Genomic DNA, 12,203 nt, shown 5'->3' with positions numbered 1-12,203 from the left:
TGCACCTGCATTTCCCCGCAGGAAGCGGGGCGTCTTTCCTTGGACCACCAACGCAGCACCAGCCACCGTGAGTTGCGGCGACCAGCTCTGAAACGATCATACCGTACGCCGCACGTCGCCCTGCAACTCGGCCTCGGTCGCGCCCTCGGTCCCGCCCTCGCTCTCACTCTCGTCGAGCTTGCTGACCAGACCGCGCAGCACGGGTCCGTACTCGGGGTGGGCGAGGGCGAAGGCCATCTGCGCGACGAGGTAGTCGGCCGGGTTGCCGGTGTCGTACCAGCGGCCCTGGATGACCTGCCCGTACACGGCCCGGCTGCCGGCGTAGGCGTTGATGGCGTCGGTCAGGTACACCTCGCCGGTGCGGTGCTCGTACCAGCGGCGGGTCTGCTCGCGCAGTTCGTCGATGATGCCGGGGGTGACGACGTAGCCGCCGATGGCCGCGTACGGCGACGGCGCGTCGGCCGGCGCGGGCTTCTCGACCAGGCCGGTGATGCGCAACTGGCCGTCGCCGAGGTCCTCCTTGACGATGGGCACGCCGTAGCGCTGGGAGTCGGCGGGGTCCATCGGCAGCAGGGCGAGGACCGGGCAGCCGGTCTGCTCGTAGGCCCGGATCAGCTGCTGGGCGCGGGGCACCTCGGCGACGAACACGTCGTCGGGCCAGAGCACCAGGACGGGCTCGTCGCCGAAGGAACGGGCGGCGTTCAGCACGGGCGTGCCGTTGCCGTACGGGCCGTACTGGTCGAGGTAGGTGATGTGCCCCTTGCGGGCCAGTTCGGCGACCTCCTCGACGGCGTCCGCGTAGGCGGTCTTGCCGTCGGCGCGGAGCTGCTCGACGAGTGCCGGGTTGGGCCGGAAGTGGTCCTGGATCAGGCTCTTCCCGCCGGAGACGACGATGGTGATGTCGGTGATCCCGGAGTCCACCAGCTCCCGCACGGTGTGCTCGATCACCGGCTTGTCGCCGACCGGGAGCATCTCCTTCGGCGTCGCCTTGGTCAGGGGCAGCAGGCGGGAGCCCAGTCCGGCGGCGGGGATCACGGCCCTGCGGATCGTCGGGGACATCAGGTCTCTCTCGGTCGGACGGCACGGGGTACGAGGACGCTACCAACGGCCCCTGTGCCGCCCGGGAAACGCCGACCGGCCGGATCCCGTCGTCCAGGCTATTTCCGGGCGAAGTCGAAATGAAGAGAGGGAGAGAGGGAGGGACACGTGCTCAGTGCGGCGGCTCCGGGGCCGGGGTGTCGGGGACCGCTCCCGCGGCGTGCAGTCCGGCGATCTCGGCGGGGGCGAATCCCAGCTCGGCGAGGATCTCGTCGTTGTGCTCGCCCAGGTCCGGCGCCCGTCTCGCCGGTGTCTTCGGGACCCCGCGGAGGGTGACCGGGCTGCCGACGGTCTCCGGCAGCCCGCTGACTCCGGCCAGCGGTACGACGATGCCGTTCTCGCGCAACTGCGGGTCCCGCGCTGCCTCCTCCGGCGTCTGGATGAGGCTGTAGGTGATGCGTTCCCGGTCCAGCGCCTCCTTCCAGTGGGCGAAGGGCCGCGAGCGGAACGCGGTGTCGAGGAGTTCGGCGAGCGCGGCGGAGTGCTCGGTCAGACCCTCCAGGTCGGAGAACCGGGGGTCCTCGAACAGTTCGGGGTGTCCGACGACGCGGGCGAGTCCCTGCCGGCGGGTGGGTGAGGCGACCAGCATGAGCCATTCGCCGTCGGCGGTCCGGTAGGGGTTGACCAGCGGGTTCGCCGGGACCTTCCGGTCGTGCAGCTCGAAGGGGGTGCCGTCGGCGAGGGCGCCGGCCACCAGGGTTCCGGTGGCCCAGACGCCCGTGGCGAGCAGGGACGTGCCGACGTCGGCGCCCCGTCCCGTCCGCTCGCGGCGGTAGAGGGCGGTCGTGATCGCCGCGTAGACGGCGATGGCGGTCGTGTAGTCGCCGCTGCCCCAGACCGGCACGGTCGGCGGGGCGCCCGCGTCGCGGGTGGAGGCCAGCAGGCCGCTGCGCGACCAGAAGGCGGTCAGGTCGAAGCCCGGCTGCCGGGCGTCGGGTCCGGTGTCCCCGAAGCCGGTGAGGTCGGCGTAGACGACCCTCGGGTTCCAGCCGGAGACCTCCGGGTAGCCGAGGTGCAGCTTCTCGCGGGTGCCGTGCGGGAAGTTGGTGATGACGACGTCGGCCCACTCGACGAGCCGCTTGAGGACCTCGACGGCCGCCGGCGACTTCAGGTCCAGCACCATGCCCCGCTTGTTGCGGTTGGCGAGGTGCCAGCTGTAGTTCGCCCGCGCCTGCGGACTGGGCGGCACGGAACTCAGCCGCCGCTGGGGGTCGCCCGTCCCCGGCGGCTCGATCTTGATGACGTCCGCCCCGAAGTCGGAGAGCATGGTGGCCGCGGCCGGTGCCGCGATGAACGAGGAGGCGTCGAGGACCTTCAGACCGGTGAAGACGGACTCGGTGGTCACGGATTCTGCGGTCACGGATTCTGGGGTCACGGATTCTGGGGTCATCGCGGTCACTTCACGAAGGCGCTCAGGCCGTCGGTGACGGCGCGGCCCACGATCAGGGTCTGGATCTCCCGGGTGCCCTCGTACGAGTAGAGGGCCTCGGCGTCGGCGACGAAGCGGCCGACCTTGTAGTCGAGGACGATGCCGTTGCCGGCCAGCAGCTCCCGGGCCCAGCCGACGCTCTCCCGCATCCGCACGGTGCAGTACGCCTTCGCCAGGGCGGAGTGCTCGTCCTTGAAGATCCCGGCGTCCTGGAGCTGGGCCAGACGCGTGACCATCCCGCAGGAGGCGGTGGCGTTGCCGAGCATCTTGACCAGCAGGTCCTGGACGAGCTGGAAGCCGCCGATCGGGCGCCCGAACTGCTCGCGCTCCTTGGCGTACTGCAACGCGATCTCGTAGGCGCCGAACATCACGCCCACGGCCTGCCAGGCCACCCCGCTGCGCGTCTGCCGCAGGATACCCGCGGTGTCCTTGAACGAGTTGGCGTTCTGCAACCGGTTCGCCTCCGGGACGCGGCAGCCTTCGAGGACGATGTCGGCGTTCTGCACGATCCGCAGCGCCATCTTGTTCTCGATCTTCGTCGCCGTGAACCCGGGGGTGTCCTTCTCCACGACGAAGCCCAGCACGTGGTTGGTCTCGGTGTCCCGTGCCCAGATGACGACCAGGTCGGCGAAGGTCGCGTTGCCGATCCACCGCTTGGCCCCGTCGAGGATCCAGCCGTCGCCGTCGCGGCGCGCGGTCGTCCGCAGGCCGCCGGCCACGTCCGAACCCCCGTGCGGTTCGGTCAGCCCGAAGGCTCCGATCTTCTCGAAGCGGCTCATGGCCGGCAGCCACCGCCGCTTCTGCTCCTCGGAGCCACAGGCGAGGATCGAGCCCATCGCAAGCCCGGTGTGCACGCCGGAGAAGGTCGCCAAGGACGCGTCGGCATGGGCGAATTCCAGCGCGAGGAATCCCGAGAGGAGATTGCTCGGCTTGGATTCCGCGGAGTCCGGGTCCGCCCAGTCCACGAGCCCGAGTCCGCCGAATCCCGCCACCAGCTGGAAGGGGAACTCGGCCCGGGCCCAGTAGTCGTCGACGATGGGCGCGGCCTGCGTTTCGAGGAATGCGCGGACGCGCTCGATCGTGGCCCGCTCGCCGTCCGTCAGCAGTTCCTCGAAGGAATAGAAATCGGCGGGAAGCAGCCCTTCGCCCAGGTAGGGGCCGGACGGCGTGGGCAGGGGCGGGATGGCACCCATGGGAATCCTCCTCCAACGCTGCGGAACACGGTCGCGGTGTCTCGGTTCTCCGGCGCGATTAGATCCGGATCCCGCACCGATTCCCGCGAGCCCTCGCCGTACAGGGGGTGCCCTCGTCGTGGCGAACTACCCTAATGGCCCCTTCGTCCGCCCGTTGTCCGCGATGTCGAACATCTGCCGTCAATTCAGCTGTCTCAACTCACGACTTGACGGCCGCTCATTTTGCGAAACTGACAGCTCGCCGACAGACACCGTTCCTACGGTGCCGTGTCCATGACAGACACCTCAGATGGCGCCCGCTCCGTCGGCCGCCGTACCGTACTCGTCGCCACCGGGACGACCGCCGCTGCCCTGGCCGTAGGCGCAGCGGTCTCGACCGAGGCCCCCGCGGCAGCCGCCGCCCCCGACCTCCAGCCGGCCGCCGCGGCGGCGGTCTGCACGCTCACGGAGGAGCAGACCGAAGGCCCCTACTACCTCGACGGGGCGCTGGTCCGCTCCAACATCACCGAGGGCAAGTCCGGCATCACCCTCAACCTCGCCCTCACCGTCGTCAACTCCGCCTGCACCGTCATCCCCAACGCCCTCGTGGAGGTGTGGCACGCCGACGCGCTCGGCGAGTACTCCGGCTACGTCGGCGCCAACGGCCACAACGAGACCGACGACGGCACCTTCCTGCGCGGCGGTGTCCTCACCAACTCCAGCGGCGTCGCCAACATCACCACGATCTACCCGGGCTGGTACCGGGGCCGCTGCATCCACATCCACGTGAAGGTCCACACGGGCGTCACCCTGACCTCCGACGGCTCCTTCACCGGCGGTTCGACCCTGCACACGGGCCAGCTCTTCATCAACGAGAGCATCACGACCGCGGTCGCCGCGGTCTCGCCCTACTCGACCAACACGGTCACCCGCACCACGCTCGCCCAGGACGGGATCTACGACGACGCGGGCGCCTCGTCGGGCCTCATGACCGTCACCGGATCCACGTCCGCCGGCTACACCGGCACCCTCACCCTGGGCGTCTCGACCTGACGTCCCCGGGCCCCGGGTTCACGCACTCCGGGGCCCACTCAGGGTCTGCGACGAAGAGGCAGGTCCACCTCGGCCCGTACGGTCTTGCCCGGTGCGCCGTCGCAGCCCCGCTCCAGCACCTCCCACCGATCGGCCAGCGCATCCACGAGCACGAGCCCGCGCCCCCCGGCGTCCAGCGGCCCCGACGGCCGCACGTCCCGGGGGCCGGGCGGCCGTCGTTCGGCCCGGGTGTCGGTGACCTCGACCCGCACGCTCCCCGTCACCACCGAGAGCCGCAGCTCGAAGTCCCGCCCCGGCACGCGCCCGTGCGTCACGGCGTTCGCGGCCAGCTCCGCGACGATCACCGACACCTTGTCGATCACCTCCGCCGACGCGAACCGGCCGCCCCACGCATGGAGTTGGGCAACAGCGAGATGCCTCGCGAGCCGGGCACCCCGCGGGGTGCCGCTGAGCCGCTGGGCGAGTGTTCGACTGACGGTGACCGTGGTGGGGGGTGCGTCCATGCCCCCAATCTGCCGCCTGGCACAGCCGGTTCTCCAGGTCCCGGCCGTGTACTCCCCGCGCGCGTACTCGGTGACCGACTGGACTGTACTGGTCACCTTCCGTGACCATGGGTCCGGGAGGTGGCCTACGTGGGCGACGGAGTCGAGCCGGAGTCGTCGGACAGTCTGCGGACTTTCGGGGCGGTGGTCCAGGCCTTGCGCGAACACGCGGGGCTGAGCAGGGAGGAGTTCGGCGAGCGGGTGCGGTTCTCGAAACACACGGTGGCATCCGTGGAGTTGGGCCGCCGCATGCCGGACGAGTCCTTCGTGGAAGCGGCGGAGGAGGCCCTCGGCAACACGGGGGCCTTACGACGGGCGGCGGGGCATGTGGCCCGGCAACCGGGGTTGGCGGCTTGGTTCCGGCGGTGGGCGCGGATGGAGACGACGGCGATCACGCTGTACACGTACGAGAGCCGAATGCTGCCGGGACTTCTCCAGACGAAGGCCTACGTGGATGCGCTGTCCGCGGCTCAACTGCCACCTCTGGACGACGCGGAGATCGAGGAGCGGTGGGCTGCGCGAGCGGAACGCCAGAAGCTGCTGCGGGAACGGGCGAACACCGCCTTCAGCTTCATCCTGGAAGAGCACCTGTTCCTCCGACGCACAGGGGGCCCTGAAGTCACACGGGATCTCATCGACCACGTCCTGAAGGTCTCCGGGCTCCGGAACGTCGAGATCCAGGTCATGCCTCTCGTCCAGGAGTCGCACTCGGGCCTACAAGGTCCGATCCGCCTGCTGGAAACCCCCGAGAACAGGTGGTACGCCTACAACGAGGGCCAGGAAAGCGGTCAGTTGATCACCGACCCGAAAGTGGTCAGCGTTCTCCAGAGGCGGTATGCCAGGATGCGTTCGCAGGCTCTCACCATCCAGGACTCCGTGAGCCTGTTGCAACGGATGCGAGGGGACCTATGAGCACATCCGACCTGGCGTGGTTCAAGAGCAGCTACAGCAGCGCTTCCGGCGACGACTGCATCGAAGTCGCCCTCTCCTGGCACAAGTCGAGCTACAGCAGCAGCGCATCCGGCGACTGCGTCGAGGTAGCCGCCTGCCCCACCACCATCCACATCCGCGACTCCAAGGACCGGCAGGGCCCCCAACTGGCCCTCTCCCCCGCCACGTGGGCCAACTTCCTCACGCACGCCGGGAAGCGGCTGTCCTGACCTGCTTGAACCAGGCGTCCGACACGGTCTTCGGAACCGTGCCGGTCAGGCCGCCCTCCTTGGTGAAGGCGAGCGCCCCGCTGTAGGCGCCGCCGCCACAGCCGTCGGACTGGTGGCTGAGCCTCTTGTCGGTGGACGCGTCGATGAAGGGCTTCCTGCTGCCCTTGCGGGTGACCCGGAAGCGGACCGTGCCGAGGTCGGGGCCGATGTCGTCCGGCAGCGGCAGACGGACGCTCGTGACGTCCTCGGCCGGTATCCGGTCCTCGACGCACCTGCCGTGCGCGCAGAGCCGGACGGAGGCGCCGGCGAGACCGTCGTAGCCGTCCTGCGCGAAGAACACGCCGACCTGGGCCACCACACCGACGCCGCCGCAGGGTTCCGCGTTCCCCGCGCACCCGGACAGGCCGACGAGGAGCGCGACGGCACCGCCGACCACCCGCGCGTACCGGACCGGATTCCGCACTGCTTCCCCCCTTTGCGACCTGCCCATCATCACCCACATCGGCGGTGCGATGATCGCCGCATGAGACATCGAAGACGGGCCCTGCTCGCCCTCCTCACGGTCGGCCTCCTCACCTCGTGCTCCGGCGGGGGCACGGCTCTGGACGGCAGCTCGCAAGCGGCCGGCATCGCCGGATTCGACCACGCCCAGGTCGGCGACGAGTACTGGGTGGCGATGCCGCCGTTGGCGAACAAGACGGGGAAACCGCTCACCGTCATCGACGCGAAGATCGTCCATGTGCCGGCCGGGCTGCGCATCACGGGTTACCGGGTGGACACCGCCGACGGCGGTTACCTCATCGGGACGTCACCCGTCACCGCCACGGACGACGTCAGGACCGGTCCGATCCGGGTCGCGGCGCACGACCAGTCGGACCGCTACTACGAGGCGCGGGTCAAGGTGACCGGAGCCGTGCACGGGGACCTGACCGACTGCCGCTTCACGTACCGGCAGGGCTCCACCACACACCACCAGGATCTCGGCTGCGACACCCGGATCCGCCTGGGCAAGCCTCTCTGAGGCGGGCGTCCCGGACATAGACGGTGACGCGCGCCCCGTTGACACGGATCGTCCCGGACGCCCGGAAGTGGCGCCGCAGGGTGCTTGTCTTCGCCTCCTCCCGCGGGCCGGTCGGCGTGTGCGCGCCCGCCGGGTCGCGGACCACGACGATCCGGTCGAACCCCAGCATGCGTGCCGCGATCTCCCGGGCGGGTAGCTCGACGCCCGCAAAGGTGTCCGACGAGACGGGATCCTGTGCCAGGGCCAGATCCGTCAGGAAACGGGTGTCCTCGGGGTCGGCCGCGGTCCAGGCCCGGTGCCGGCCGGGGAGATAGAGCAGCCCGTCGCCGGGACGGCCCTCCTCGCGTACGGCGGCGCCGATGGCGGTGACGTCGTTGCTCCGGCTCTGGGGCGTCCGCAGCGCAAGGCTCGGCGGGACGAGCGCGGCCAGTACGGCAGCGGCCGCGATCCACGCGGTGCGGGAAGACCGCTGCCGCCGGCGGAAGTGATCCATCCGGGCGCCCAGCAGCAGGGCGACTCCGATATTGCCGTAGAGCACGTACCGGTCGACGAAGAGGGGCTTGGCCAGTGAGGCGGTGAGCAGCAGAAGGCCGGGAAGCACGAGAAGCGGCACGGCCAGCGCGGTGAGCCGCACGGGCCCCCTCGTCCCCAGGGGCGCTCGGGCACACAGCACGCCCACGACCGCCACGACCAGGAAATGGTGAAGCCGCACCGGTCCGCTGATCCAGGACACCTGCTCCGACTGTCCCGCGCTGCGGATCGCCAGCGGCAACAGCCCGGCCACGACGCCCGCGGCAGCCGCGCTCCACGCCGTCAGCACCGGTCGTGGCACACGGGAGACGACCAGGGTGACGCCGTGTGCGACCAGGGCGAGGACCGCGAACTCATGAAGCAGACAGGCCAGGAGCATGGCGGAGCCGTAGACCGCCCACCGCCACCGGGTGCGATGCGGGACGCTCGCCACAAGCGCGTACGTGGCCCAGGTGACCAGGGCGCAGACCATGGCGTACGAGCGGCCTTCCTGCGCGTACTTCTGCACCTGGGGCAGGAGCGCGAACACCAGCCCGGCCAGCAGCCCGGCACGGGGTCCCGCCAGGCGCAGCCCCAGCAGCCCGACTCCGCTCGCAGCCAGGGACATCGCCAGCACGGACGGCAGCCGCAGGGTGAGCAGCCCGCCGCCGAAGAGACCGAAGATCTCGTGCATCACGGCGTAGTAGAGGGCATGGACCAGATCGACATGCCGGGCGGTGTGCCATATCCGCGCAAGATCGCGGTGCGCGAGCTGAAAGGTGACGGACTCGTCTCCCCACATGGCGTCCTGCCTGCGGATGCCCCAGAGCCCCAGGGCGAGGGTCAGTGACAGGGGTGCGATGACGACGACGGCTCGGGCCGGGCCCGGTGACGGTCGAGGACGGGCGGGTACGGGAGGGGAGACCGTCCTGGCCAGGGTGGGGGCACGGTCGGCAACGGACATCGGTGACAGGGCCTTTCAGCAGCGGCGAAGAAGCGCCGCCAGCGTGCCGGGACCTCGTTGACCGGACGCTGACCCGACCTGACCGGCCGATCAGGAAGGCGGGCCGGCGCTGTGCGAGGCTGCACCGCATGCGCATCCTGGTGGTCGAAGACGAGGTGGACCTGGCCCGGACCCTGCACACCGGTCTGACCGCCGAGGGCTACAGCGTCGACCTCGCCCATGACGGCCGGCAGGGACTGTGGATGGCCCGGACCGGCGAATACGCCCTTGTCGTACTGGACTTGATGCTGCCCGGCCTCAACGGCTACAAGGTCTGCGCCCAGCTGCGCCGGGAGGGCAACGCGACCCCCATCCTGGTACTCACCGCCAAGGACGGGGACTGGGACCAGGCGGAGGCCCTGGACACGGGGGCCGACGACTACCTGGCCAAGCCCTTCTCCTACCTGGTGCTCGTCGCACGGCTGCGGGCCCTGGTCAGACGAGCCGCCACGGTCGCCCCGCCCGTCCTCGCCGTGGGCGACCTCTCGCTGGACGTCGCCGGCCGGGTCTGCCGCCGGGCCGGGACCCGGGTGGACCTCACGCCCCGGGAGTTCGCCGTGCTGGAGCTGCTGGCCCGCCGGGCGGGCCAGGCGGTCTCCAAATCGGATCTGCTCTATCACGCGTGGCCCGACGAAGCCCTGGACCCCAACCTGGTGGAGGCGCGGGTCAGCGCCCTCCGCAAGAAGGTGGACGCCGCGTTCGACCGGAAGTCCCTGCAGACCGTGCGGGGTTCCGGCTACCGGCTGGTGGACGACCGTGACCGCGACTGAGCCGCGACGCCGCTGGTGGCCGCGTTCGGTGCGCGCCCGCACGGCACTGGCCGCCGCGACAGCCGCCGCCGTCGTCCTGGTGGCCATCGGCTGGTGGGTGCACCGTGAGGTCTACCGCCAGAGCATAGGGGTCGCCCAGGAACAGGCACTGGACCAGCTCTGGTCCCTTCAGGATCAGTTGAAGGGCGGTGTGGTTCCCGTTCAGACGAGTGTCGTGCCGTACGAGGTCGTCGCGACCGGTCGACGCGCCGCCGTCGCCTACGGCGGAGGCATGGCCGACTTCGATCCCGGCACCCGTCACGTGCTTCCGGCTCCAAGCGGGCCGGGGGCGCCCGATTCCGTCCGTCTGCCGGTGAACCCCGACTACAACTCCGGGCTCGGACTCAGCCTGGCCGGCGGAACCTATCGGGTCATCACCACCGACATCAGGGCCGGTGAACTGGGCGGCGACAAAGCCGCCGCCCTGGGTGTCTCCGCCGACGCCACGCTGCGGGTGTACGTGGTGGTGCTCCCGCGAACAGCCGAGGCGATCACCAGGACCACCGACCGCCTGCTGCTGCGGGCCGGGCTCGTCGGCCTCGTACTGATCGCCGCCGCCACCTACTTCGCCGTCCGCGTCGCACTGCGGCCGGTCGAGGCCATCCGCGTCCTCACCGCCTCGGTCACCGCGAGCGACCCCCGCGAACGGGTCACCGTCCCCGCCACGGGACACGAGCTCACCGCCCTGGCCACCACCCTCAACACCACCCTCCAACGCCTCGACGACGCCGCCGCCCGGCAACGCCGCTTCGTCGCGGACGCCGCCCACGAACTGCGCAGCCCCCTCACCACGCTGCTGGCCAGCCTGGAAGTCGCACTCGCCTACCCGGAACGCACCGACTGGCCCGCCGCGGCCACCACCGCGGCACGACAGACCCGCCGCCTCCAGGCCCTCGCCGAAGACCTGCTGCTCCTGGCCCGCCTCGACACCCGCGCCCCCGCGGCGGACGCCGAACTCGTCGACCTGACGGCCCTCGCCACCCGGCTGACCGAGCAATACCCCCTTCCCGAAAGACCGTTGACCCTCACCTGCGACAGCACCGCTCCCGCCCACGCGCACGGAAACCCCGACGAATACGAACGGCTGCTGCGCAACCTCCTCGACAACGCCGCCCGCCACGCCGCGCACCGCATCCAGATCACCGTCCGGAACGAGGACGACCGGGTCGTCCTCACGGTGCACGACGACGGACCGGGCGTGCCCGCCGAGGACGCCGAGCGCGTCTTCGAACGCTTCGTCCGGCTCGACGACGCCCGCTCCCGCGACCACGGCGGCACCGGCCTGGGCCTCGCCATCGCCCGCGACCTGGCCCACCGCCACCGGGGCACCCTCACCCTCACCCCTCAGACCCTCGGAGCGTGCTTCCAACTGTGCCTTCCCCGAGCCCCCGCGCCGGCCGGGAGATGACGCGCGTCACCGCCCGGCCCGCGCGGCTCGGAGATCACCGCGAGTCGGCTCAGCCGAGGGTGTTCGGCATCGCCTCCTCGACGTGGTTGGCGGCGTTGCGGTGGCCGTGGGCGTTGGGGTGCACGAAGGACAGCTGGTCCGGGGCGGTGATGAACCCTTCCACCCACTTGCCCGAGTCGCAGACGCTGTGGTGCTGGGAGGAGTCGTAGAGGTCGACGAAGCTCGCGGCCTCCTGCGTGCCGGTCGACTTCTCGATGGTCCTGTTGAGGGGTTCAAGGACGTCCTGGCGCAGCCAGTCCAGGTCTCGCCGGGTGATCGCGCCGAACTGCGTCAGGTCGTTGTAGCGGCACTTGGAGGTGTCCTTGGGGACGATGGTGGGGTAGCCGACGGCCAGGATCTTCGCGTGCGGGGCGCATTCGTGGAGCACGGTGAGCATCCGGTCGTACTCCTGGCTCACCTTGTGCAGCCGGGCCGGGATGCCGGCGGCCAGGGCGTCCTTGCACGGGGTGCCCACACCGCCGCTCCCCTGGCCCAGCTCCGGGCACTTGGCGAGGATGCCGGCGAACCCGAGGGTGTTTCCGCCCACGCCGACGGTGATCACGTCGGTGCCGGGGCCCACCGCGGCGGACTGCGGCGGCACCGCGGGGAAGGGGTAGTCCGGGTCCTCGGAGAGGGGCGGCAGGTGACGGCCGACCGGCTCCTGGGCCTCGTCGGTGACGTTCTCGATGGTGGCAGCCCCGCAGCTGACGTCGGTCAGGTCGAAGAGCGAGCCGAGGTCGCGGTCGATGACCTGGGGGTAGGACTGGTCGGTGCGCTCGCAGCCGTCGCGGGGGACCTCGAAGACGTCGCCCGCGGCGGGGATGACCCCGGCGGTGCAGGAGTCCCCCAGGGCGACCCACTGGCGGTCCGCCGAGGCGAGCAGGGCCAGATGCGTGCGGAAGCGTGCCACGAATCCTCCAGGGATGCGATGTTGGCGTCGCTTTGACCGTAAATGGGCC

Annotated in this window: 13 protein-coding genes; 6 read left to right on the top strand and 7 right to left on the bottom strand. The window is 70.7% G+C overall.

Annotation, left to right across the window (positions count from 1 at the left end):
* Positions 1–96: 96 nt before the first annotated feature.
* The 3 genes from ACGF5O_RS00500 to ACGF5O_RS00490 form a co-directional block, all read right to left on the bottom strand.
* Positions 97–1,059, bottom strand: coding sequence for a UTP--glucose-1-phosphate uridylyltransferase (locus tag ACGF5O_RS00500; protein ID WP_393807722.1), 963 nt, complete (start codon positions 1,057–1,059; stop codon positions 97–99).
* Between the two features lie 151 nt (positions 1,060–1,210).
* Complete coding sequence (locus ACGF5O_RS00495) at positions 1,211–2,458, bottom strand: CaiB/BaiF CoA transferase family protein (RefSeq protein ID WP_393807721.1); 1,248 nt, start codon at positions 2,456–2,458, stop codon at positions 1,211–1,213.
* A 35-nt stretch (positions 2,459–2,493) separates the two neighbouring features.
* Positions 2,494–3,720 carry an acyl-CoA dehydrogenase family protein gene (locus tag ACGF5O_RS00490; RefSeq protein WP_393807720.1) on the bottom strand — a complete coding sequence of 409 codons (1,227 nt, stop codon included), beginning with the start codon at positions 3,718–3,720 and terminating at the stop codon, positions 2,494–2,496.
* A gap of 273 nt (positions 3,721–3,993) precedes the next feature.
* Between ACGF5O_RS00490 and ACGF5O_RS00485 the strand changes: the two genes are divergently transcribed.
* Entirely contained in the window at positions 3,994–4,752 is a 759-nt protein-coding gene (locus ACGF5O_RS00485; protein WP_393807719.1) for an intradiol ring-cleavage dioxygenase, read from the top strand.
* A 38-nt stretch (positions 4,753–4,790) separates the two neighbouring features.
* Here ACGF5O_RS00485 and ACGF5O_RS00480 read toward each other — a convergent pair whose 3' ends face one another.
* A complete protein-coding gene (locus ACGF5O_RS00480; RefSeq protein ID WP_362597427.1) occupies positions 4,791–5,255 on the bottom strand; it encodes an ATP-binding protein in 465 nt (154 codons plus the stop codon).
* A gap of 129 nt (positions 5,256–5,384) precedes the next feature.
* Here ACGF5O_RS00480 and ACGF5O_RS00475 point away from each other — a divergent pair, with 129 nt between their 5' ends.
* Both ACGF5O_RS00475 and ACGF5O_RS00470 read left to right on the top strand, forming a co-directional pair.
* Positions 5,385–6,206: a Scr1 family TA system antitoxin-like transcriptional regulator gene (locus ACGF5O_RS00475; protein WP_393807718.1), complete on the top strand. Its 822-nt coding sequence runs from the start codon at positions 5,385–5,387 to the stop codon at positions 6,204–6,206.
* Positions 6,203–6,454 carry a DUF397 domain-containing protein gene (locus ACGF5O_RS00470; protein ID WP_393807717.1) on the top strand — a complete coding sequence of 84 codons (252 nt, stop codon included), beginning with the start codon at positions 6,203–6,205 and terminating at the stop codon, positions 6,452–6,454. The genes ACGF5O_RS00475 and ACGF5O_RS00470 overlap by 4 nt, the downstream gene beginning before the upstream one ends.
* Here the strand turns inward: ACGF5O_RS00470 and ACGF5O_RS00465 are convergent.
* The gene (locus tag ACGF5O_RS00465) at positions 6,426–6,917 is read right to left on the bottom strand and encodes a hypothetical protein (protein ID WP_393807716.1); all 492 of its coding nucleotides are present in this window, start codon (positions 6,915–6,917) and stop codon (positions 6,426–6,428) included. The two genes, ACGF5O_RS00470 and ACGF5O_RS00465, sit on opposite strands and share 29 nt — an antisense overlap.
* A gap of 60 nt (positions 6,918–6,977) precedes the next feature.
* Here ACGF5O_RS00465 and ACGF5O_RS00460 point away from each other — a divergent pair, with 60 nt between their 5' ends.
* Positions 6,978–7,475, top strand: coding sequence for a hypothetical protein (locus tag ACGF5O_RS00460; RefSeq protein ID WP_393807715.1), 498 nt, complete (start codon positions 6,978–6,980; stop codon positions 7,473–7,475).
* On the opposite strand, the gene ACGF5O_RS00455 is transcribed toward ACGF5O_RS00460, so the two are convergent.
* Entirely contained in the window at positions 7,396–8,949 is a 1,554-nt protein-coding gene (locus tag ACGF5O_RS00455; protein ID WP_393807714.1) for a hypothetical protein, read from the bottom strand. The genes ACGF5O_RS00460 and ACGF5O_RS00455 overlap by 80 nt on opposite strands.
* A gap of 128 nt (positions 8,950–9,077) precedes the next feature.
* Here ACGF5O_RS00455 and ACGF5O_RS00450 point away from each other — a divergent pair, with 128 nt between their 5' ends.
* Both ACGF5O_RS00450 and ACGF5O_RS00445 read left to right on the top strand, forming a co-directional pair.
* Positions 9,078–9,758, top strand: coding sequence for a response regulator transcription factor (locus tag ACGF5O_RS00450; protein WP_393807713.1), 681 nt, complete (start codon positions 9,078–9,080; stop codon positions 9,756–9,758).
* Positions 9,745–11,205, top strand: coding sequence for a sensor histidine kinase (locus ACGF5O_RS00445; protein ID WP_393807712.1), 1,461 nt, complete (start codon positions 9,745–9,747; stop codon positions 11,203–11,205). The genes ACGF5O_RS00450 and ACGF5O_RS00445 overlap by 14 nt, the downstream gene beginning before the upstream one ends.
* Positions 11,206–11,254: 49 nt before the next feature.
* Here the strand turns inward: ACGF5O_RS00445 and ACGF5O_RS00440 are convergent, their stop codons facing one another.
* Positions 11,255–12,154 carry an SGNH/GDSL hydrolase family protein gene (locus ACGF5O_RS00440; protein ID WP_393807711.1) on the bottom strand — a complete coding sequence of 300 codons (900 nt, stop codon included), beginning with the start codon at positions 12,152–12,154 and terminating at the stop codon, positions 11,255–11,257.
* Between the last annotated feature and the right edge of the window lie 49 nt (positions 12,155–12,203).

The organism is Streptomyces sp. NPDC048291, assembly GCF_043201715.1.
Classification (GTDB): Bacteria; Actinomycetota; Actinomycetes; order Streptomycetales; family Streptomycetaceae; genus Streptomyces.
This window is presented reverse-complemented; position numbering and strand designations above follow the sequence as displayed.